Origin of the sequence: Paenibacillus sp. 3LSP, assembly GCF_032465655.1 — a bacterium.
In the GTDB taxonomy this organism is placed as follows: Bacteria; Bacillota; Bacilli; order Paenibacillales; family Paenibacillaceae; genus Fontibacillus; species Fontibacillus barengoltzii.
This window is the reverse complement of sequence record NZ_JAWDJI010000144.1, coordinates 1-22,542: the sequence shown is the minus strand read 5'-3', so window position 1 is coordinate 22,542 and position 22,542 is coordinate 1. Positions and strand designations below refer to the sequence as shown.

The window sequence follows — 22,542 nt, the reverse complement described above, 5'->3', positions numbered from 1 at the left end:
CCGCCGGATGCTTAATTTTTCTTGAACGATACTTTGCCGATGTTAGCTTTCGCGAAAACCATCGTGAGGATAAACGGAATCACAACCGCTACGGCCATTGCCAAAGCGAAGGTCACCATATGCTGCGGCTGGATGGACAAGATGCCTGGCAATCCGCCAACGCCGATGGAATTAGCCATGACACCCGTGCCAACCGAGATCACAGCTGCCACCAGCGACCCGATCATCGCAGCGAGGAACGGGTATCCGTACTTCAAGTTAATCCCGAACATCGCCGGCTCCGTAACCCCGAGGTAACAAGAGATGGTTGCCGGGATGGAGACCTGCTTCTCCTCTTCATTTTTTCGATTGATAAAGATCATGGCCAGTACGGCCGAGCCTTGTGCGATATTCGAGAGCGCAATCATCGGCCACAGGTTCGTTCCGCCGAGCTCACTCATTAATTGCAAGTCAATCGCATTCGTCATGTGATGCAGCCCGGTGATGACCAGCGGCGCATACGCGAATCCGAAGATCGCGGCGAACAGCCAGCCGAACGAAGACGTCAGACCCGAGTAGACTACATTCGAGATAAACGAACCGATATGCCAGCCGATCGGCCCAAGCACCGTGTGGGCAAGCAGAACGGTAGGCACCAGTGCAAAGAACGGAACCACGATCATCGAGATCGATTGCGGCACGATTTTACGCAGCTTCAACTCCAGGAAGGATAACACCAGTCCCGCCAGGATCGCCGGAATGACCTGTGCCTGATAACCGATCATTTCTACCTTGGCAAACCCGAAGTCCCAAAATGGAATTTCCGTTGCACCAGCCACGCTATACGCGTTCAGCAGCTGAGGCGAGACAAGCGTGATCCCCAGCACAATGCCGAGAATCGGTGTAGCGCCCATCTTCCGTGCAACAGCCCAAGTGATGCCGACCGGGAGGAAGTGGAAGATCGCTTCACCAATCAGCCAAAGGAACGCATGGGTTCCGGCCCAGAATTGCGAGACTTCGACCAGGGTTTTCGTACCGCCGTCCAACATTTTGATGTCCCCGATAATATTCCGGAAGCCGAGGATCAGACCCCCGACCACAATAGCCGGGATCAGCGGGGTGAAAATATCTGCCAAATGCGCAATCATCCGCTGCAGGAAGTTCATGTTCTTCTTGGCAGCTTCCTTTGCTTCCTCCTTCGAGGTGTCGCTGACGCCGGCGATTTTGATGAACTCGTTATAGAATGATGCCACTTCGTTACCGATGATGACTTGAAACTGACCGGCTTGGGTAAACGTGCCTTTAACCAATTTGATGGCCTGGATCTGTTCGACATCTGCCTTCTTTGGATCAACTAACACGAATCTCATGCGGGTCGCACAGTGGGTGACAACCGAAATATTTTCGCGGCCGCCGACATGCTTCAGCAAATCGTTTGCCGGTTGAGTATAGTTACTCATGGATGGTTCCTCCTTCTTGAAGTCCTAGAAGATAATTTCATTTATTTTGCAGCAAACGACAGAACATGATGCCAATCGACCCTTATCCAACTTGTATATACATGTTTTTGTTTGCGTTTTCATTTTAACTTGTATATACAAATCCGTCAATCCCCATTTTTCGACAAAAAAAGTGCCCCTTCATCCAAAAAAATGAGGGACACTTACTGTAGTAATTAGTGTGTTCTATGCTGGCTTCAATCCTGGAATTAACCGATATAACCCTTAGCTTTCATCGCTTCGTACGCGGCTTTCTCATTCTCATCCTTAATCTGATATTCCAATGTTCCATCGACAATTTTCGCGCAGCGCCCGCCAAACGGTTTCAGGGACTCCTTGATCTCTTTGAGATCCGGCGTTCCCTTCAAGGGATAATTGACTTTCATGTGTCGTCCACCTCCTAAGGTACAATTAGCAGACGCTGCCGAACCATTGATATGAGAAACATCACAGTGCCGACGTACCCCAGAAGATCGATATCATTGAGATGTTTCTAAAAAGAAAATGGCGAGCAGGAACGAAAGTCCCGCTTCGCCATCTTCTTTCTTCCTATTGACGCATGATGGAGAACGAGATCACCCCTAACGTCCGCGGTGCTTCTCCTTCGCCTTCCGAACTTTTAGCTCTCGAATCCGCTCCTTCTCTGCCTCCCGTTGTTCCCGGGATTGGAGCTTGCGGATCCGCTTGCGCTGCTCGTACTCCAGCCGGATCGCCTCCTGGGCAAAGGTGGAGGCCCCTCTTCGGTTCAGTTCTGCAGCAGCTTGCCGGGCCAACCGCTTGGGGCTGACCCGTTTCACCTCGCTGGGCTTAACGGCAACCTCCTGGGTTAGTCGTTCCAGCAAAGCGTCCAGCCGACAGCGAATAAACTCGAGAATTTCCTCATCCTTCGGCTCTTTCCCGAAAATGTAGCGCGCAGCTTTCAGCTTGCCCTGCTCCTGCACCTCGATGACACCGATCCAAAACTGGCCATCATGATAAACCGTCAATTTCATTGCACAATCCCCCTCTAATCAATCGGAACGACGGACATCCCGAGGGGGGAAGGTTACTGACACGGCCCCAAAGCTCCGTGCGTCTGGACTACCAACCAGACTGTGTTTTTACGTTCCAAACTTAATTATACGAGGCCTAACCTGCACCGACAATCATGCAAAAAACCCCCGCGCCATATCATTTAGGCACAGGGGTTTCAAAATCGAAGTCGGAATAAATCTTAACGCAGTGTCTTCAACGCACCGCTCCAAGCAAGCAATTGGTCCAGCATGGCATTCAGGTTATTCAAGTGCAGGTCAGCCGGCTTGAAGACACTGTAGTTCTCGAAATCGGTGAACAGCGAGAGGGCCACGTGCGTGCGCACGTCAGCAACGAGCAGCTCGCCCAGAATACCGCGCAGATGTTCAGCGGCACGAGCGCCGCCTACGGAACCATAGCTGACGATCCCGGCTGCTTTGTTATTCCATGCTTCACGCGCATAGTCCAGCGCATTCTTCAGGGCACCTGTAATACTGTGGTTATATTCTTGCACGATGAATACGAAACCGTCCAAGCTGTTCAACTTGCTATTCCAAGCCGCTGCTTGCTCACTGGCATCGGCTTCGCCGAGCAACGGCAGTTTGAAATCCGCGATGTCAACGATTTCATAATTCGCGTCGCCGCGAGCTTCCGCATGCTTCTTCACCCATTCTCCGACTTGCGGGCTCACGCGCCCATCGCGGGTGCTTCCCAGGATAATCCCGATGTTCAATTTAGACATGGTTCTATTCCTCCTTGATTGGTTTTATGGTTTCGTTAATCCACCTGACATTTTGCCCCAGAAACAATGCTGTCACACCACCAGGCATGATTCCGAACTTCTCCAATATCCTTAATTTGGATTAATCAAACTTGAGTTAATGATAGCCGCCACAATTCCTTTTGTCAAGCAACTTACAAAAAGTGTGCATTGTGATTTTACTTAATACACGTCCCCGGTATTCTCATCATTATCCTTCTTCTGTCCGAACCCCACCTTGCTGCTTCAATGCAGCGGTTCGGATGCGGTACAAGGAATAACCAAATAATGCTCCACCCGTATTGAGGATGAGATCATCCACATCAAATTGACCAATCGCCAGCAGAAGCTGAGCGCATTCCAAGCTGAAACTCGCTGCAAATGCGTAAACCAAGGTCACGATCCAAGTGATGTCTTTGTGGCGGAATACCAGTCCTAGAAGTATCCCAAACGGCATAAAAATCAGCACATTGCCAAACAGGTTGATCATCTCATGCGCCGTCATCCCCTTTAGGCTTCGCGTAATTTCCCGCAAAGGAATGAGATTGCCTGCCTGCAATCGTTGACTTAGAAAGTCAGGGGACTGCAAATTCGATAGCAATCGTCCCCAAAGCCAGGCCGGCTCCATAGGGTGAAACTTCAACAAAATGATTTTTACCAAAAGGCATATATACAAGATGAACAGCACACGAATGCTCACGTCCTTCCGCCAGCGTTGTGCTCCCATGGGCTCCATCAGATCCCTCACTTTCATGATATCCAGACTCGGGCTCACTGCCGAACTACTCGCGAACGGTGACGATAACGCCGTCCATGTTATTGCCAGCAATCTCATAACTGCCCTGTACCGGCACCTCAATGGTCCGATCTTTGGATACCGGATAGTAGAAGACGTGATACTTCTGGCCTTGTACTGTGATGCTCACCGACTGTTGCTCCTTCAGATAATCCAAGTATTGCTCCAGCACAAACCCGTTTTCGTGAATGATGGCGCTATGCGGCAGACCCACGTACCGGAAGTGCCAAGGCTCGAACTGAATGCCTGTGATCGCCGTTTTGTCGTCCGGGTATCGCAAAATAAATCCATATTTCCATGCATTCTCCTTCAACCACCGGCCTTCCGGGGCGACATTCATCTCCGCTTGGGACGACCCGATGTCCAGCGACAGCCCCAGGTTATGCTCGCTGTATCCGGCCGGCAATGCCAGCTTGGAACCCATTTGGCGGTACAGCTCGTCCTGCTTCTCTTCGTCCCGGTACCCGCTGCTGATCAGGAAATGGTTGATTCCTTCCTCCCCGGCGGCCTTCACCATCGTTGCAAAACGTTCCGCCATGCGCGGCGACAACAGGACTTGGTTATCTAACACGCCAAATCCGTCGATGAACTCAGGATTCTTGATCAGGCTCACCGCTTCTTTCTCAGGATGCAGCCCCTTGGGAACGGGATGGTCCTTGTTCACCAGCAGCAGATCACCCTGATATATCATCTCCTTGGTGACATCAATCGTCATGCTCTTTGCACCCTGCGATGAATCGGAAGCAGGATCATTAATGGGCTCAACGTCCTCTACACGCGGTCTTGAATCTGAGTCCTCCGGCGTCCGCACGATTTCGGCCTTAAATTTAGAAACCCCGTATCCCAGCAGCACCAGGATCATCAGGCAGATAATCCACTTTTTCACGTCAATTTCCCCCTAGCTTTTCTTCCCCTTTAAGATACCTTTTATAAATTAAGAAGAATGGGAGGAAAAAATAAAGTTTTTCTTAAATTTGATGAGGGAGACGCATGGAATACCAAACAGACAACGCAAAAAAAGCGCAAGCGCGAGGGGGATCCCATCACACTTACGCTTCTTGCTTTTTCCTCCGCCGCTTTCGCTTACGCTCCGGCAGGCAGCTTCACCTGCACGCGATAAGTCTTGCCCGGCTGCACATTCCGCAGCACACCTTCCGGCAGCAGCTCGCCATCCGCGTAAACTGTTGTCTCCGCTACTGCTGCGTCCCGCCGAATTTCAACATGCAGTGTGGCTCCACGGAATTCGCGTGTAATCGCTGCCTCGTTCCAATGGGACGGAAGCTGCGGATTCACGCGGATGCCGTCTTTCGTGCCCTGCACGCCAAACAGCCCGTCGATCAAGCAGCGGTACACCCACGGCACCGTGCCCGTGTTGAACAGATGGCTGGAGCGCCCTGCCGTCCGCGGGAATTGCCGATAAGCTCCCCGGTAATAGTTCGGGATGAATACCGGCAGTTGCCCCCGTTGCACGATGTCCTCAAGATCCGGGCCGGGCAGCATTTTGCGCAGCAGCCGGAACGCATCGTCCTGCTCACCCACCGTATATAACGCGTAGATATAGAAGGCGGCGGCATGATTGTACACCGCACCGTTCTCTGCGGACCCCGGGTGCTTCTGCGTCACCCGGCCGACATCCTCGCGCATCTTCGTGTAGGAAGGTGCGAGCTTCTCCACGCCGTATGGCGTCTCTAACTGCTCGCGAACTGCGCGCATCAGCTTCTCGCGTTTATCGGCATCGGCCGCGCCGCTCAGCATCGACCAACCCTGCGGGTTGATGAAGATCCGGCCTTCTTCATCGGTACTAATCCCAAACACGACGTTATCGTCAGTGATGCCCCGCGCATACCAATTGCCGTCCCACAGGTAGCGGTTCACTACTTCGTTGGTCTCCTCCGCCGCCGCACGGTAATCCCGGGCAACCTCAGGCCGTCCGCTGTTCTCACAAATGCCGGCCCAAACCTGGAACGCATACGCTGTGGCGATCGTCAGCCATCCGGATACCCCTTTCCCTTTGTAGCCAACCATATTCATCGGGTCGCACCAGTCGCCTTGATTGATGTAGTTCAGCCCCCGCTCGTCGCGGTCGTTCATCAACCAACGCATCGCTTTATCAACATGGAGATATACAGGTTCGGCTTCTTCACTGTCGGCATAGGCCACCTTTTCCTCCAAAATTGAGTAGTCACCCGTTTCATCCAAATACGTGCTCAGGCAGATAGGCAGCCAGACACAGTGGTCTGTATGCGGCACCTGGTTGATATATTTCAGTTCCGCGTCCGGATGCAACACGATCCCGTCCGGCATGGCGCCGTTCGCCTTCTGCTGACTCAGCGCCGTTAAGAACGAGGCTCGCGCTACCTGCGGCTTGATATAGCTCATGCCCATATGATCCTGCAAATAGTTCCGGGTTTGCGGGTCGGTGGTCAGGCGGTTCGTCTGGCCATGATAATAAATTTGCCGCGGCAACCAGCGATTGACGAAGAGATCAAGATCCTTGTCAGGGGTAGAGATCGTCAGGCAACCTCGACCTTCCCGGATGTACTGGTCGTATTCACGTTCAGCAGCCACAAATCCATCCTCACCCGATGCACCATCAGCCTTGCCAAAATACGTCTCCCGAATTTGTGCAATCTCCTGCTCATCGCGGGCCGGACCGAACAGGAAGCGGTATTCCCGCGTTTCTCCTGCCGCCAGTTCCATCCGGTATTGCATGACCGCTGCCGGCGTCTCGTACCGCGCATCTCCCTTCGACAGCTCCGCTTGCTCCAACGCGGACGGTCGTGTGATCCCGCCTTCACCTTCGAACGCCTCCTGGTTCACTTCCCAAGACACCGGAGTGTGTTCGGCAATCAGGAACGTTTTATCACGGAAAAACTTAATCTTATCGTAATCCTGGTACTTCTGATACGGTGTCACCGAAGAGCAGACGATCGCCTGCAGGTCCTCATGGTATTGGCCGGATTGATTCATCCAAGACATATAACCAACAGTAAAGTACGGGTAGATGCTCAGCTTCCGCGCCCGCTGCGACACGTTCGTCACCTTCACCCGCCAGAGCTCCAGCGGGTCCTTCTTCGGCAAGCTGAGGGTCATCTCGATCAACACCCCCTGATGCTCAACCTTCCAGACAATCCGGCTCTGTCCCAAGGCAAAGGAATAGCTGTCGGTCTTAACCCGCATCGGTTCATACGGCGCCGAAAACAGACTTTGATCCTCCTCGTCCTTCACATACACGAAACGGCCCGGATGATGCGCATAGTAAGGTTGTTCCGGCTGCATAAACGTCTTCGCTTCCAGATTTGGGGCATGCGAATACTTAGCCGGCTCCGGCTGCATAAATTGGGCAACGGCATATCCCCGGCAGTTCATATGAATCATCATCGTTTCGTTCCATAAGAATCCTGACGCTTTAGGCAGGAGCGTAGGGCTTAGCAACTCGTAGAATTCCTGGTCCTCCGTAGCTCTGAACATGATTCAACCTCTTTTCCGCGTAATCTTGTCTACTTGTCTACAACTATGTACATTATACATCGGAAAGCCCTTTTATGAAGCGTTTTCTTCTATAAACTTGCACAAAAAAAGAGCCAATTTCCGCAAAATACGAAATTGACTCGAATCGCCGCATGTCGGCACAGGCCTGATCAGATAAACAGAAACGGAATCAGGAACAGCAAAGCGATCGCCGCCCAATCAAACGCATAGGCGCCATAAGGAGGATAGTACGGATAGCCGCCTCCTGGATATCCCCCGTAATACGGATACCCCGGCCCATACCCATACGCCTTCGTTAGTGCCTGCTCCTTGGTGTGGGGAACCGCTTTAGTTGACGCTTTAGGGTTGCCTTTGGATTTGGATTTCAGCTGCTGGAGCTGCTTCTTGGCTTTAGCGGGTTGGGTAGAGAGAACGTTGGCTCCCGAAGCATATCCTCCGTTCAGCTGAATGCCCTTTTCGTTCACATCGGTAATCGTACCAATGTAATAGCGGCCGTCCCGAAGTACCGCGCATACGGTTTTGCCGATATGCGGCTTGCAGGTATCTACGCTAAGCGGATAGATCTGTTGCATAGACTCGTGCCTCCCCTCTCGAATGCTCATTTATCCTATTCATCCCCCGGGTATTTGTACAGGGCGAATGTCCCGCTAATGAAAACAAAACTTCAAAACCGAGGCCACTCCCAAGGTGAACGCCTATCTTAATCGCGCTGGAGGCGCCGCGGCATATTCTGCTGTTGAGAGAAGTCGGGAAGTTGATAAAGGAGGGGCAGCTATAGGATGAACTACCACGAAATCATCGCCGCCGTGGGGGAAGGCTCGGCACATCCAGGGGGATTTAAGGGAACCCTTGATTTTATGGAGTTTATTGGCATAACACCTGGATTGCGCGTGCTGGAGGTAGGTTGCGGAACGGGCAGAACAGCCTGCCTGTTAGCCCAGATGGGAGCACAGGTCACGGCGATGGATCAAAGTATCGTAATGCTGGAGAAAGCCGAGCAACGAGCCCAGCAGCAGCAACTGCAAATCGAATGGATTCAAGGCAATATCACCGCCATCCCGCTGCGCTCGGACACCTATGATGCGGTCATCGCCGAGTCCGTTACGGTGTTCGCCGCTGATCCGGTGAAGGCGTTCCGTGAATATCATCGCGTCCTGCGCAAGGGTGGGCACGTGTGGGACCGCGAGCTGTTTCAGACCCAGCCTCACCCTGCGTTGGAGAGGGAAATGCGCGAGCTGTACGGCAATCCGCGTTTGCCTGACGCTGCCGCCTGGATGCGGATGCTGCGGGATGCCGGTTTTCAGGAGGTTCGGCAGTGGGGACCAGAACCCGATGCGGCCCCAAATGGACGACAGAACGAGAAAGGGAACGGAGGCGGAGCGATAGCCTTCGATTGGCAGAACGCTTGGGACCCGCACCGGGTCATTGACCTGGAGGCGCTGCAGGATCCCGCCGTGGGTACCTTTTTCAGAGAAAATGAAGCTTTCCTGCAACGTTACCGGAACCATTTATCCTATGGCGTGTTTCTAGCCCAGAAAGCCGGGTGAACGGAAAACTTCGGGTTTGTCCCCATTCCCCGCTGGGAACAATGAGAATCCAGAAGCTAGCTCATAGGTTATACGTACCTAACGAAGCTAGCTTCTGATAAGACAGACTATTGCGGAGAAACCACGCTCTCTTGCGAGGCATGGCCTCTTGTTTTCAAGAAAACGTTCAACCGCTCAGAGAAGAGCCACATCGCTGCTGCCGACAGCACGATGTACACCGGGAACACGCCAATCGTGGAATGTGAAGCCAGGAACCCAAGCAACGGCGGCATAAACGTGCTGCCGGTGTATGCCATGGCCATCTGATAGCCCATGATCTTCTGAGATTGCTTCTTGCCGAAGCGAACCGGCGTTTCATGCAGCATACATGGAAAGATCGGAGCAAGGCCAAGGCCGATGATCAGTAAGCCGACCAGAGACAGAGCCGCGGGGAGCGGCAGCACCAGCACAACGGCGCCGAACAAAGCGATAATCTGGCCTGCGCGGATCATCACACGGTTACTTAATTTAAACGTGACGAACCCGGCAATGAAGCGGCCCACCGTAATCCCGGCAAAATACAACGAAACCCAGCTCGCTGCCGTCGCCGCATCCACTCCTTTGATGCCAACGAGATAGCTGCTGCCCCATAAGCCGACCGTAGACTCCACCCCGCAATAGAACAGAAACGATGCGAGGGCCAGCTTGACGCCGGGAATCCGCAGCGGCTTCACCGGGCGTTCGTCCGGCTGCTCGGCTTCCATCTCACGCAACTCTTCCTTCCGTGAATCGCCGGCGATCCGGGCCACACGATCCCAGAGCGGCAAGGAGAAGAGCAAAATCACCACCAGCGCGAATTGAATCATCGACACGGTCAAATAGCCGCTGCGCCAGTGCCCGCTGCCGGAGATAAAACCGGCCATGATGACCGGCCCCAGCGTTGCGCCAACGCCCCAGAAGCAGTGCAGCCAGCTCATATGATGCGCTTTGTAGTGCGCAGCCACATAGTTGTTGAGCCCGGAGTCCACCGCCCCAGCGCCCAGCCCCAGCGGAATCGCAAAGACGCCAAACCAGAACACCGACGGTGCCGCCGAATAACCGAGCAAGGCCGCCGCCGTCATCAGGCAGCTGACCAGAGTCACCTTGCCTGTGCCGAACCGGCCCAGCAACGAGCCGCTGGCCAAGCTGGATACAATCGTGCCGGCGGCGACGATCATATATAAGACGCCGGCAGTCCCCAGCGGAGCGCCGAACTCGCCGCGAATGATCGGCCAGGCCGAGCCGAGCAGCGAGTCAGGCAGCCCCAAGCTGATGAAAGCTAAATAAATGATCAATAGAAAGAATGTTGCCATCTGTTTGGATCTCCTTCTCCTATCCACGGGTTGATATCATCAGATGAAGTCCCAACTGCTGCAAGCCGGTCAAATAATCCCGCCGCCAGTCGCTCATCATCAGCCGGGGCAGATGCTCGGCCGGCACGTATTGCGCGCTTTGCACTTTGATTTCGTTCAACAAAGAGACACTCACCTCATCATGGCAGAACACCACAGTATGCGGATTGATCAGCGCTGTACAGGCCGCGACCAACCGGCTGACGGCATCCACTCCCTCGGGCCCCGCTCCAGCTCTGCCGGGGCCAAGATTTCGTCCCGCCTGCAGCGCCTGCCCGAAGTTCCGTTCCTCGTATTGCGGGACATAATAGACCTCGCCGGAGAAGAATGAATGCCCCCTCACAACGTCACCGTTGATCAAGATCCCGGCCCCGGGGCCATTTTGGCCGAAATAGAGGTAGACCAGCGACGGGTTGTCGCGCGGATCTATGCTGTGGTAATACCCCCACACCGCCGCATTCATATCGTTCTCCACAACGACAGGGAGACCAAAACGCGCTTCCAGGGTGCTCTTCAGATCGAAGTTCTGGAATGCCTCATAAGCAGGAATATGAATAATCCGGCCTTGATTGACCGCTCCGGGTACGCCAATCGCCAGCGACTGAAGCTTCGGGAACCGGTCGATCAGTTCGCCGATCAACTCCGCCAGGCTGTCCCCGGGATCCGCCAGCAGACTTGGCCTGCGACCTTCTTCTTTCACTTCGCCATGACAATTAAAGACCGTGTAATTCGTCTCCTCCCGCTCCAGAAACACCGCCAGACCCAGCATATACTCTGGATTATAGGCGTAACGCTCCGCCCGCCGGCCGCCGCTGGAATCGTCGATCCCGATGGTCGCAATCTCTCCGGCCTCCTTCATTTCAGCCAGAAACTTGCTGATGGTCGGAAAGCTGACGTCCAGCTTCCCGCTCAGTTCCGCCTTCGTCGCGCTGCCCATCGCCAGCAGTGCCGAGCGGATGCCGCTGCGGATCACCTGCTTCATCCCTTTCGGCGTGGCTGGCATTTCGTTCATTGAGGTACCTCCACTACTTTTTAAACATCTTTAATAAGTTAACGACAGCGTATCATATTCACACGAGAAGGGGAAGAGGGAGTCTAAAAAAAAATTCCGCAGTCTACGGCTCGTATTCGCTGAGCTTCCCTTCATAGATGAGCTGAAGCCGATCGCACTTCCGGAAATCGTCCGGCGTCACCAGCGCAGGCAGCTTATTCCACAGTTTAATCCCCGAGCGCTCCAGAATCTCCGCCACGAATTGCGAGCAAAAATAAGAGTTGCTGAACTCAATCGGCTCCTTCAAAGCGATGCCGATGACGCCAAGAATGTTGTACAGGAACTTTTGGCGCTTGCGAATAAACAGTTGAAGCACGCGCTCCATTTTCTCCACCTCACGCGGGGTCACCTTTAGCTCATAAATGACGCAGGTCGTGTTCGGATACTTACTGAACGTACCGGTCTTGATATCCTCTTTGACAAATCCGCCGTTCAGCGGGTTATTCGGATGCTTCCGCCCAAAGCTGTACAACTCCGACAACTCCCGATTGAACGAGATCGAGGCGTGATTGTAAGGCGCCCTTGTGTATCCTTTGATCATTTTGGTGAAGAGTGTTCCTGTATTCGTAAGTAAAATATACACCGAGCGTTCCGCGGCCATGGATGAAATTCCCCTTCTCCCATGTAGACTATATCTAGACTATTCCTCCATAATAACATATGATTCCTTTGGTGGAATCTACCTCCGGAGGAAGTTGGGATTGAGCATGCTAAACAATCTGCAATGGACGATGATCGTGATTTTCGTGGTCCTGGCAGCTATTCATCTCATCTGCGTGGTCCTGAAGCCGAAAGTTCCCGGGCCCGGCGGTGAGACTTATTTAGCCTTTAGCCAGCGCCTGCGCACCTGGTGGGGCATGTGGCTGATTCTCTGCTTGGCCACCTTATTTAATCCGGTCGTATCGTTGCTTGCGGTGATGCTGCTATCTTTTTTCGCGTTAAAAGAATACTTTTCCATGATCCGCTCACGCAAATCCGAGCGTCGGTTGTTTCTGTGGGCATATCTGGCGATTCCAGTTCAGTTCTACTGGATCTTGATCGAATGGTACGGCATGTTTATCGTATTTATTCCGGTGTATGTGTTCCTGTTCTTGCCGCTTCCTCGCATGATTAACAAAGGAACAGCCGGGTTCCTGCGCAGCGTGAGCCGGGTTCAGTGGGGGTTGATGCTGATGGTGTTTGGTCTCAGCCATCTCGCGTATTTCCCGTTCGCCACGCCGCAGTATGGGGCAGGTCTGGTGCTCTTTCTAGTCGTTCTGACCCAGCTTAATGATATCGTCCATTATGCCGCTTCGTCGTACTTCGGCAAACGTAAAGTTGTGCCGACGGCGAATCCGTTCATGACGTGGGAGGGCTTCGCGTGCTCGCTCGTGGTAACGTCCCTCGCAGCTTACTTCCTGGCTCCGTTCCTGACACCGCTAGGTTCTTCGTTTGGCTTGTTCGCCGGGATGCTGATTGGGTTGGGCGGCTTTATCGGCAGCACCACCATCTCTGTCCTGAAGCGGGATTTGCTCATCGGGGACGACGACAAGGCTCAATCCTTGAAGAAGAGCTACCTGAGCTTGGTCGACAGCTTAACGTATACGTCGCCGGTCTTTTTTCATGTGACGCGGTATTTCTTTGATTTCATGTAGGATGAGATGAAGTCCGGGCTGGACCTTAAGACGCTGTTTTAACATGGCATTAACATTCAGAGCGTACAGTGAAGAAGCGTCTTTTAAAATCCGCATGACGTGGCGCTTTTGCCGTTTTCGTGCATGTTTAAGGAGGAACCAACCATGGTGACCGGCATCATTCTCATTATACTAACTTTGCTTCGTGTCCCTTCGGCTATTGTCTCGGGGCGCAATGAAGCTCGCATCAAGGCTCACGGAGGCCTCGAATTCGGCAAGACCAACAGTCGGGCGCTGATCGTCGTGCAGTTTCTGATCTACCTCAGCACGATCGGTTATGCTTTCGTGGAGGATGTGCCCGTCGGCGTGCATACCTATATCGGTCTGGTCGTTTATGCGTTCGCGATGGCGGTGCTCATCTATGTCATCCGTACGCTGGGACGCTTCTGGACCTTCAAAATCTATATTGCCAAGAGCCATCAATTGATCGAAACTCCGCTATTCAAGCGCGTCAAGCATCCCAATTATTACTTGAACATGATCCCGGAGGTGCTCAGCTTCGCAATCATTTCGCAGGGCTGGGTCGTGTTTATCCCACTGTTCGTGCTCCATCTGATCACGTTGTTCAACCGGATTCGACTGGAGGAGAAGGTCATGAGGAAGAAGTTCCGGGGGTACAAGTAAGATTCTCGACATGAAAAAAGAGGCTTTTCCGAGGTATTAGCATTTCGGGAGAGCCTCATTCTTTTTAAGTCCACCATACTTCCTTAGGGTACGCCGGGTCTCCGAGATACACCGGCTCGCCGATTTTCGGAGTGGCGATAGGTACGCCTTGGCGTTCGGCTTCTGCTGTCGCACGGCGAATGGGATCGTTCCAATCATGCAGCGACAACGTGAACGCCGCCCAGTGAATCGGGAGAAGCAAGCCGCCCTGTACGTCCCGATGTGCCTGCACCGACTGTTCGGGAAGCATATGGATGTCGATCCACCGGGGATCGTATTGTCCGCATTCCATCAAAGCCAAATCAAACGGCCCATACTTCTCGCCGATCTGCCGAAAATGCGGACCATACCCGCTGTCCCCGCTGAAAAATACTTTACGTTCCGGCGACGCAATCACCCAGGAGCACCACAATGTGCCGTTCCGATTCGCAAGGCCCCGTCCCGAAAAATGACGAGCGGGCGTGCAAACGAGCTTCAAGCCGCTCCATTCCAGCTCCTCCCACCAGTCATGCTCGCTGATCCGCCCCGGCTCCACGCCCCAGCGTTCCAGGTGGCTGCCCACTCCTAGCGGGACAATAAAACGCCCCACCTTATCTTTCAACGCCTTGATGGTCCCATAATCTAAATGATCGTAGTGATCATGGGACAAGATCACCGCATCGACGGCCGGCAAATCCTCCAAATCAAACGGCAGCTGCGGGTTAAACCGCTTGCCGCCAAAAGGAGGGACCGGCGTGGGCGACAGACCCAGCATCGGATCAAGCAGCAGGCGCTTGCCTCCGAAATGCAGAAGCAGGGCCGAATGCCCCAGCCAAACCACCATGTCGCGGTCCAGGCGCCCTAGCGTCTCCGGCGTCAGCTGCACGACCGGAAGCGGCCGATCCGGCCTTACTCGCGGGTTGCCCCGCAGGTAATCCCGCAGCACCGAAATCATATTGCCCGAAGCAGGCTGGGGTGGAGAAGCAGGTTCCGTGTACACAAACTTCCTGCCCTGCCGGTTCGGGGATTGTGCGTAACGCGCCCGCATTGCAGGGGAAGCCTTCCCGCCAAAGGCCGGGTGCAGACGAAGAAAGAGCGTGACGCCGATGATGAAGACAAGTAAGATACCTAAAGCAATATACATGCAGGATACCGCCTTTTCCTATGTATAGAGTGGAGAAGTGAAGGATTCAAGCAGAGTATACTGCATTGCAGGGGCAATGCCAAATGAGGGAAAGTGCTTACCTACTTTAAAAAGAAATAGACCGCCCACTCACCAAGGAAACGGTCTATTTCTGATCGTACAGCACCAAGAAGGAAGCCGAACGCCGATAGGCGCCATTCGTGTGCAGAGCCGAGGATGTTAGCCGCATCCTTGGCTTCTGCTTCTATTCTTGGTTTTTCTCGGCCGTTACCGCACCCAGCTCACGATCTCATCCAGCGCCTGTCTCGATTTAGGACGCGGCTCCGCCACGCGATAGCCAAAAGCAGCGAAGCAAGCGATGCCAAACCGGTCGTCTTCCAGCAAACCTTCCTCCCGAAGAATCTGCTCTGCCTTGTCTCGGTCAAACCCTTCAATCGGACAGGAATCTACGCCGATGAGCGCTGCAGCCGTCAGCATGTTGCCGAGGGCGATATACGCCTGTTTACATGCCCAGTCGAACATCGCACGGTCGCTCTCCAGCAGCCGGAAGTCAGACTCTTGAAAAGTCTTGTAATTCCCCTTCAGCATCTGGTTCACGATCTCATCTGGGATGTGGTGCACCTCTTTCATCATATGGGTGACGTAAGGCGCGTCATATCTCAGATCCTTCATTGTCCGAGCCAAAATCACAACAAAATGGCTGGCTGTTGGCAGTTGCCCTTGAGCTCCCCAGGAGACGGCGCGCAGCTTCTCGCGGAGCTCCGGCTTCTGCAGCACGACGAATTTCCACGGCTCCAAGCCAACCGAGCTGGGTGACAAGCGAGCCGTCTCCAGGATGAACTGAAAATCTTCCTCCGGAATGGCCCGGTCTGGATCGAATTTTTTGCAAGCATGCCGGAATTGATAAGCCTCGAGAATCGCTTGTTTGAGTTCGGATTTGTCCATTTTAGAAATCAGGCTCATAACCGAAAAAATCACTCCTTCACCTACATAAAGTTGCAAACCTGCCGAACCATTATGTCCCGCAAAACGTCCGGTACGGCCGGTCGCTGGACGGCGGCAGCTCCGCGTATTCTGCCTGTTCCGGCGTATGGGCGAAAGGCTCGGCCAACACGCTCAGCAGGCGCTCCATCACGCTGTAATCATCCCGCTCCACAGCGGCTTCGAGCGCTTCCTCCACCCGATGGTTACGCGGGATGACCGCCGGGTTGCTGCGGCGCATCAGCTCCCGGGCCGCGTCTTCCGATTCCGGCTGCCCAGCGAGCCGCGCCTGCCAACGATCCAGCCAGTCCGCCCATTCCGGCGTGCACGCCATCGGCAGCTCCTCCAACCGGCTGAAGGTCAATGCGAGAAACGTATTGGTATAGTCGGCCTGGTGCTGATGCATCAGGCTGAGCAGGTCATGGATCAGGTCAGCGTCTTCCGCCTGTTCGCCAAACATGCCGAGCTTCGACCGCATCCCCTGCAGCCAAGCCGCTTCGAACTGCCCGGCGAAGCCTTTCAGCGCTTCTTCGGCAAGCCGAATGGCTTGCTCTTCTTCGTCATGCATCAGCGGCAACAGGCTTTCGGCGAACCGGGACAAGTTCCACACCGCGATGGACGGCTGGTTGCCGTAAGCATAGCGGCCATGACGGTCGATGGAACTGAAGACGGTCGCGGGGTCGTACGCGTCCATGAAGGCACAGGGCCCATAGTCGATCGTCTCGCCGCTAAGAGCCATGTTGTCGGTGTTCATCACGCCGTGGATGAACCCGACGAGCTGCCATTGGGCGATCAGGGCGGCCTGGCGCCGGATCGCCTCCCGCAACAGCGCCAGGTAGCGGCCCGCCTCGCCGGTGTCGGCGAGCTCGGCCAGCTGCGGGTAATGGCGCTGGATCACGTAGTCGGCGAGCGTGCGGACGTCCGCCGGCTCGCCGAATTGCGCGGCGTACTGGAACGTACCGACGCGCACATGGCTGGACGCCACGCGGGTGAGAATCGCCCCGCGTAAGTCCTGTTCACGGACCACCATTTCCCCGGTGGTCACCACCGCCAAGCTGCGGGTCGTGGGTATGCCCAGCGCGTGCATCGCCTCGCTGATGATATACTCCCGCAGCATGGGACCCAGCGCGGCGCGCCCGTCCCCGCCGCGCGAATACGGCGTCCGGCCGGAGCCCTTGAGCTGAATGTCGAAGCGATCGCCGCTAGGCGTGATCTGCTCCCCGAGCAGCAGGGCCCGACCGTCCCCCAGCATCGTGAAATACCCGAACTGATGGCCCGCATAGGCCTGAGCCAGCGGCTCCGCCCCCGGCGGCAACTGGTTGCCGGCGAACACAGCCACGTTCTCCTCGCTTCGCAGCGCCTCCGCATTCAGCCCGAGCTCGGCTGCCAGCTTGTCGTTAAGCACAATCAGCTGCGGCGCTCGAACCGGCTTGGCCTCCTGCTTCGTGTAGAAAAACTCCGGCAATCTAGCATAACTATTATCAAAATTCCATCCGGCATCCGGATGTCCGCTTGGTTCGTTCATCGCGTTCTCCTTCGTAATCGTCCTTGCAAAATCTGCTCTGATTTGACGCCTTTCCCCGTTAGGGGTTCATCCTTCCTACTCCATTGTACCGGACGGACGGGCCCCGCGAAACTTGGGATCCTTTCGCGCTGCGCTGACGGCTGGCCACCACACCTCGTTCGGGTATTCCGAACCCCCGATCCGGACTGGCTCCCCGATTTTGGGCGTCGCTAGTGAAACCCCCCGCAATCTAGCTTCTAAACTGAGCCGGCGAATCGGATCATACCAACTGTGCATCGCCAACGCGAAAGTTCCCCAATGAATAGGAAGCAACACATTCCCTTTCACGTCCAGATGAGCCCGCACCGTTTGCTCCGGTAGCATATGAATATCCCACCATCGGTCATCATATTGGCCGCACTCCATCAAGGTGAGATCGAAGGGGCCGTATTTGTCGCCAATTTCCTTGAAATGCGGACCATACCCGCTATCCCCGCTAAAATAAACCCGCTTCTCCGGCGTGGTAATCACCCAGGAGCACCAGAGTCCGCCGTTCTGGCTAAAGAGCCCTCTCCCCGAATAGTGCCGGGCCGGCGTGCAAGCCAACTTCACGCCATGCAGCTCCAGCTCCTCCCACCAATCGTATTCGCGGATTCGAGCAGGCTCGACGCCCCACCGCTCCAAGTGGCAACGGAAGCCCAGCGGTCCGATAAATTGCCCAACCCGATCTTGGATTCGCCGGATCGTCCCGTAATCCAGATGGTCATAGTGATCGTGAGACAACACGACGGCATCCACCGGAGGAAGCTCGTCCAGATGGCCGAAGGGCAGCTCACGGTTGAATCTTCTGCCGCCGGCGATCGGCGACGAGGTCTGGCCAAACATCGGGTCTAACAGCAGCCGGGTTCCCCCGATTTGAAGCAGCAGCGCCGAATGGCCAAACCAGATCACCGTATCCTCCTCGATCTCTTCCATCGCCTCCCGATCGAGCTTGACTTGGGGCAAAGGCCGCTTGGGCTTCAGTTCGGGTCTCCGCTGTACATATTCGCGCAGCATCGTAAAGAAACTGCCGAGAGACGGTTTATATACTTTCGTTACTAACGGGTACTCGAACTTCGTTCCTTTATAATTCAGAGTTTGCCGGTAGCGCTGAAGGTCAGCGGGCGACGGCTTCCCGCCAAAGGGCGGGTACAGCCTCCGAAATAGATCCCATCCAACGGCCAGAAGCACCACAAGTGCAATCAAAACAAAGAGCCACATCATCAGCCCCATCCACCTTCCCTGAACAAATAACATCCATGCAGGAAGGTTGTGCCAAAGTCGGGGGATTTATGCGACCATGACCGCGCTGCGACGGGGCTCCCCGGCAGGCAGAAGCGCGGGTTACTTGGTTGGTGGATCGCCGAGCCGAGGCTACACGCCGCGCTCTTGACGGTAGGCTTCGATCCGCTCCCGATTTTTCGCGTCGATTTGTAGGGAAATGCCCCGGCAGTTAATGACGACACCTTCTAAGTTTCCGGATACCGTCAACAAGTCGTCATAGGAGGCGACGTTGCTGCTCCAAACCGTTTTATCGTAAACCTTCTCGAACTCCGGCCAATCCGTAAACGCCGGCAGCCAAGTCGAGCCATCCTTCGCGCTGAGCACGCCAAACTGCAGAATCGCCCCTTGCTTTAAGGTTCTCATGCCTTGCTCATCTGCAGGTGCTGGGTCAGACTCTTTCACTTGCATAGGTACCAGGAACTTCGCCTGCAGGATTTCATCCAGCATCTCGGCCTCCAGTGCGTTGAGCTGCTGGCCTCGGGCCTCTGAATCGCCTGTTGGTGCATGCAGCGTCTGGAAGAACCGAATCATTGCCCGCTGCAAACTGGGATTCGATACGGGAATGCGGATCTCCGGCGTCCCTGTCCAATCCGGCGGCGGTAGGATTTGGTCCCGCTCGATTTCAATATGATACTGACCGTTGTCTACAAGGACCTTGGATAACCCTAAAATATGAAGCTGTGCAAATGTCTTTAGCACGTCTGCCCCGCCGATCGGCTGCATCTCCAACATCAGCAGCTGCTGTCGGAAATAATCCTCCGCATTCTCGGCAAATGCCTGCTGCGAGAACATCCAGACCCGGTCCTCCTCATCCACGTAAGGATATCCGGTTGCCTGGTCGTACGCGACGTAAAGTGTTGGGGCGTTTTTTATTTTTTCATATAGCACGCCGAGGAAAGCCTTCATCCGCTCATCCAAATACACATCCGGGTAAGCCTCCTCCGCCTTAAACCGCTTCGCTGCATGCACCAAAAAAATCAGTTCCTGAATCTCCAGCCCATCCAGCTCTTCCTGCGAAACCTCCGGCGTCAACAGAAACCTCCGCCCGATCTCGTCTCTCCGTTCTTCGTTCATCTGGCACCCCATTTCCCCTATCGTTTGAATATAGTATAGCTTATATCGGTGTGGTGAAAGTAAAAAACTGGTACAATAATTTCAATGACGAAAGGAGGCAGTGTTCATGGATAATAACAACGATCATGGAAAACCCTTCTCTCATCCCGCCGATCCGCACGGCGCCAAGGCGCATTTCGATGCCAATGAACAAAAATTCCACTCCACAGGAGTACCCGGGTTGTGGCGACAAATCACCAATTTGTTGATTTTAGTTGGAATCATTGGTGTGATTCTTGTGATAAGCAGGTTTCTTTAAGAAGGAGCTGTGCTACCCGATTCCTTAGGGTGGAGAGGGTAGAAAAAGACTTTGAGGATTGTAGTCCCCAAAGTCTTAAATTATTTCTGTAGTTCCCTGCCTTTTCTTTATTCGCTCATGAACTTGGTCAATGCCAAGTATTATTTCCTCCAAGATCTTGAGGGTTAGCAATCTCAAGGGAATCTCACATTAGTCATTTCTCATATAGAGTAATTGAAAGACCTAGATCTCCCATAAGTCCTTCACCATATTCAACAATAATATTTCTGTCTGGAAACAATTCTTTTTTGCTCTTCTAGACCAATAAAATACCAAGATATCACCGAATTGTTTCAAAACTTTTTCATTATCCATAGACTCACAGTCTTTTCCCATAAAAAAATCCCCAAAACTCCAGCTATTAACCCATTGTTCTATTTGCCTTTTATTAGAATTGAATTGTGCCTCTAACTTCAATAACTTATCAAGTGCTTTATCCTCTTGAGTCTCGAAGAAATCAGCCAATAAATATATAACCATTGATCTCAATAATATTGGGACAGAGAACATAGGCCGTTGAAATAAAATCCTCAATATTATTACTGTTTGATGAATGATTAAATAGAGAAATTCCTCGTTGTTCTTTAAACTCATGAAATATCTGTTCAATTACGATGCTTCGGTATAATTTAATACCACTCATCTTATCACCATCCAAATAAATCCTTAATAAATTGCGGAACAGCCCCGTCCAACTTATATGGCTGGTAGAACTCTTTACCCTCAGGATTGACATTAATATGAAATGCCTTAACTCTATCGCTACTCAAATCATTACTCCATTATTTGTTAACCCATTAAATTGTTTTACGTTTAGTTCAGATGTATTGGTAGCTCACCGAATTAACGCATTCCCCGTCCCCTTAGTGCCACTTTTAGCCCCCGTATATCTACCACCTATGCCGCCAGCCATTCCAAGTGCGAGTAATGCGACATATTCTGCTTCTTTCTGTTCGAAATACGCATCGACTAGTTGTTCTCTCGCCCAACTTGCTGTACCAGCATTATTGGTATAGGCACTCGTTCCTGTTACTAAACCGTATAAGTAATTATATTGGTTTTCATCCATGAAGGATCCAAAATCGTACCGTTCCCAGATGAAATCTTTATATACCTGATAGTATTTATTCTTCTTACTGAACTCTGATTTCTCCCGCGCTTCATTCAGTAAGTTTGTAAGTTCCTGGACATCTTTGGGTTTATTTTAAGTCAACAAAAGGTCATGCATGGTGTCATCTGGCCATAATCGACCTGTTCAACTTTACCTTTTCATTAAATCTCACGTACAAACATATTAGAGGAATATCATACGGAGGAGATGAAGGTTAGGTTCCTTCAAAGTGTACCACTCGATTCATTCTGCACTGGGTGGGGGTAAAAGAAAGACCTTGAGGATCGCCACCCTCAAGGTCAAAGTAAATTTTATTTCTTATTTTAGTTGTTCAGCAGGATTCCAATTTTTTGGTGGCTTCCTACTCTTAGAAAACCATGGACAACCATCCTTTATCCACTTATCTAGCCACAGTTTAAAAGCCTCTTCCTTGTTGCTGTACCCATCATCATCAAAACCATAATGGAATCCACAGCATGGACATATCTCGTCAGAAGGTACACCTCTATTATCATACGGTGGTTCATATAGTTCCTGATAGTTGCACACTAAGCAAACTCGATTCATGTAATCCTCCTCATTTTCCGGGCTGGTCATCCCAATAAGCTCGTCCTCTTGTTGGCTTATAAAATGTTTTTGATGTTCCATCAGCATTGTAAGAACCGAAAGTATTTGTTTTTGGGTCATAAACTCTAATTGTACCGTCAGTATCTACCTTTACTTCGTATTTATTTCTATTCTTAAAGAAATCATTAGCCATTTGCGCATACTCAGTAGAATTCTTCGCCCCAAAGTCAGAGCCATGTCGGTCAAAATGGTCTTGTAATGTATTTTTATTCCCCCACTGATACGGTCCACATGCATTATGCGTCCAAATACCAAGGTTAGATACAAAGTAGGTATGGAAGTCCTTCACCTTAAAGTTGTAGACTGTAACATGTTCCTGCTTAACCTCAATCTTTTCTATTGCTAATTTAATACCATCTGAGGTTGTCAGAACATCGCCCACCGCAAGATGCTGTGCTTCCACCCATCCTTTGCCGACAATCCAAAACGGATGCTCATCAGTTGTTGTTATGACTTCGCCACCAACAGTAATATTATACGTTTCCTCAACATCACGTTGGAAGAGCCACTCGACTTCCTTGTAAGCCATCTCGCCTGTTTCATCGTCTTTGGCTAGAACTTTGTCACCTACCTCGATTTCCTCGATAGGTTTCTCCCCTTCGTCTGTAAGAACCTTAGTTC

General features: G+C 52.8%; 23 protein-coding genes. 4 read left to right on the top strand and 19 right to left on the bottom strand.

The window, feature by feature from the left end; translation table 11 throughout:
• Positions 1–11: 11 nt before the first annotated feature.
• From treP to RW092_RS11785, 8 genes are all read right to left on the bottom strand, one after another.
• The gene (treP, locus tag RW092_RS11820) at positions 12–1,439 is read right to left on the bottom strand and encodes a PTS system trehalose-specific EIIBC component (protein ID WP_028540401.1); all 1,428 of its coding nucleotides are present in this window, start codon (positions 1,437–1,439) and stop codon (positions 12–14) included.
• Between the two features lie 248 nt (positions 1,440–1,687).
• Positions 1,688–1,864 carry a hypothetical protein gene (locus RW092_RS11815; protein ID WP_316010286.1) on the bottom strand — a complete coding sequence of 59 codons (177 nt, stop codon included), beginning with the start codon at positions 1,862–1,864 and terminating at the stop codon, positions 1,688–1,690.
• Between the two features lie 195 nt (positions 1,865–2,059).
• Positions 2,060–2,470 (bottom strand): YjdF family protein, encoded by a 411-nt coding sequence (locus RW092_RS11810; RefSeq protein ID WP_016314398.1) that lies wholly within the window; start codon positions 2,468–2,470, stop codon positions 2,060–2,062.
• A 221-nt stretch (positions 2,471–2,691) separates the two neighbouring features.
• Positions 2,692–3,231: an NADPH-dependent FMN reductase gene (locus RW092_RS11805; RefSeq protein WP_316010285.1), complete on the bottom strand. Its 540-nt coding sequence runs from the start codon at positions 3,229–3,231 to the stop codon at positions 2,692–2,694.
• Between the two features lie 229 nt (positions 3,232–3,460).
• Positions 3,461–4,003 (bottom strand): VanZ family protein, encoded by a 543-nt coding sequence (locus RW092_RS11800; protein WP_316010284.1) that lies wholly within the window; start codon positions 4,001–4,003, stop codon positions 3,461–3,463.
• A gap of 28 nt (positions 4,004–4,031) precedes the next feature.
• Positions 4,032–4,931 carry a M15 family metallopeptidase gene (locus RW092_RS11795; protein ID WP_316010283.1) on the bottom strand — a complete coding sequence of 300 codons (900 nt, stop codon included), beginning with the start codon at positions 4,929–4,931 and terminating at the stop codon, positions 4,032–4,034.
• Between the two features lie 197 nt (positions 4,932–5,128).
• A complete protein-coding gene (locus tag RW092_RS11790; RefSeq protein WP_316010282.1) occupies positions 5,129–7,516 on the bottom strand; it encodes a GH36-type glycosyl hydrolase domain-containing protein in 2,388 nt (795 codons plus the stop codon).
• A 170-nt stretch (positions 7,517–7,686) separates the two neighbouring features.
• Positions 7,687–8,109, bottom strand: coding sequence for a hypothetical protein (locus RW092_RS11785; RefSeq protein ID WP_028540405.1), 423 nt, complete (start codon positions 8,107–8,109; stop codon positions 7,687–7,689).
• A 207-nt stretch (positions 8,110–8,316) separates the two neighbouring features.
• Here RW092_RS11785 and RW092_RS11780 point away from each other — a divergent pair, with 207 nt between their 5' ends.
• A complete protein-coding gene (locus tag RW092_RS11780; protein ID WP_316010281.1) occupies positions 8,317–9,084 on the top strand; it encodes a class I SAM-dependent methyltransferase in 768 nt (255 codons plus the stop codon).
• A gap of 107 nt (positions 9,085–9,191) precedes the next feature.
• Here the strand turns inward: RW092_RS11780 and RW092_RS11775 are convergent, their stop codons facing one another.
• From RW092_RS11775 to RW092_RS11765, 3 genes are all read right to left on the bottom strand, one after another.
• Entirely contained in the window at positions 9,192–10,415 is a 1,224-nt protein-coding gene (locus tag RW092_RS11775; protein ID WP_316010280.1) for an MFS transporter, read from the bottom strand.
• Between the two features lie 19 nt (positions 10,416–10,434).
• Positions 10,435–11,466, bottom strand: a complete 1,032-nt coding sequence (locus RW092_RS11770; protein WP_316010279.1) for an ROK family transcriptional regulator — start codon at positions 11,464–11,466, stop codon at positions 10,435–10,437.
• Between the two features lie 103 nt (positions 11,467–11,569).
• Positions 11,570–12,106: a hypothetical protein gene (locus RW092_RS11765; protein ID WP_016314408.1), complete on the bottom strand. Its 537-nt coding sequence runs from the start codon at positions 12,104–12,106 to the stop codon at positions 11,570–11,572.
• Between the two features lie 106 nt (positions 12,107–12,212).
• Here RW092_RS11765 and RW092_RS11760 point away from each other — a divergent pair, with 106 nt between their 5' ends.
• Complete coding sequence (locus RW092_RS11760) at positions 12,213–13,139, top strand: phosphatidate cytidylyltransferase (protein WP_085169976.1); 927 nt, start codon at positions 12,213–12,215, stop codon at positions 13,137–13,139.
• 123 nt (positions 13,140–13,262) lie between these two features.
• Complete coding sequence (locus tag RW092_RS11755; RefSeq protein WP_316010278.1) at positions 13,263–13,802, top strand: isoprenylcysteine carboxylmethyltransferase family protein; 540 nt, start codon at positions 13,263–13,265, stop codon at positions 13,800–13,802.
• Positions 13,803–13,866: 64 nt separating this feature from the next.
• On the opposite strand, the gene RW092_RS11750 is transcribed toward RW092_RS11755, so the two are convergent.
• The 5 genes from RW092_RS11750 to RW092_RS11730 form a co-directional block, all read right to left on the bottom strand.
• Entirely contained in the window at positions 13,867–14,964 is a 1,098-nt protein-coding gene (locus tag RW092_RS11750; RefSeq protein ID WP_016314411.1) for an MBL fold metallo-hydrolase, read from the bottom strand.
• A 267-nt stretch (positions 14,965–15,231) separates the two neighbouring features.
• Positions 15,232–15,909: an NAD(P)H-dependent oxidoreductase gene (locus RW092_RS11745; protein ID WP_085170008.1), complete on the bottom strand. Its 678-nt coding sequence runs from the start codon at positions 15,907–15,909 to the stop codon at positions 15,232–15,234.
• A 70-nt stretch (positions 15,910–15,979) separates the two neighbouring features.
• Positions 15,980–17,470, bottom strand: coding sequence for a protein adenylyltransferase SelO (locus RW092_RS11740; RefSeq protein ID WP_316010277.1), 1,491 nt, complete (start codon positions 17,468–17,470; stop codon positions 15,980–15,982).
• Positions 17,471–17,545: 75 nt separating this feature from the next.
• A complete protein-coding gene (locus tag RW092_RS11735) occupies positions 17,546–18,712 on the bottom strand; it encodes an MBL fold metallo-hydrolase (RefSeq protein WP_316010276.1) in 1,167 nt (388 codons plus the stop codon).
• Between the two features lie 150 nt (positions 18,713–18,862).
• Complete coding sequence (locus tag RW092_RS11730; protein WP_316010275.1) at positions 18,863–19,846, bottom strand: SseB family protein; 984 nt, start codon at positions 19,844–19,846, stop codon at positions 18,863–18,865.
• A 106-nt stretch (positions 19,847–19,952) separates the two neighbouring features.
• Between RW092_RS11730 and RW092_RS11725 the strand changes: the two genes are divergently transcribed.
• Positions 19,953–20,144 (top strand): hypothetical protein, encoded by a 192-nt coding sequence (locus tag RW092_RS11725; RefSeq protein WP_016314416.1) that lies wholly within the window; start codon positions 19,953–19,955, stop codon positions 20,142–20,144.
• Between the two features lie 222 nt (positions 20,145–20,366).
• On the opposite strand, the gene RW092_RS11720 is transcribed toward RW092_RS11725, so the two are convergent.
• From RW092_RS11720 to RW092_RS11710, 3 genes are all read right to left on the bottom strand, one after another.
• Positions 20,367–20,777 carry a hypothetical protein gene (locus RW092_RS11720; protein WP_028540417.1) on the bottom strand — a complete coding sequence of 137 codons (411 nt, stop codon included), beginning with the start codon at positions 20,775–20,777 and terminating at the stop codon, positions 20,367–20,369.
• A gap of 241 nt (positions 20,778–21,018) precedes the next feature.
• The gene (locus RW092_RS11715) at positions 21,019–21,252 is read right to left on the bottom strand and encodes a hypothetical protein (protein ID WP_016314417.1); all 234 of its coding nucleotides are present in this window, start codon (positions 21,250–21,252) and stop codon (positions 21,019–21,021) included.
• A 619-nt stretch (positions 21,253–21,871) separates the two neighbouring features.
• On the bottom strand, positions 21,872–22,542 hold a 671-nt coding region (locus RW092_RS11710; RefSeq protein WP_316010274.1), incomplete at its 5' end, for a polymorphic toxin-type HINT domain-containing protein.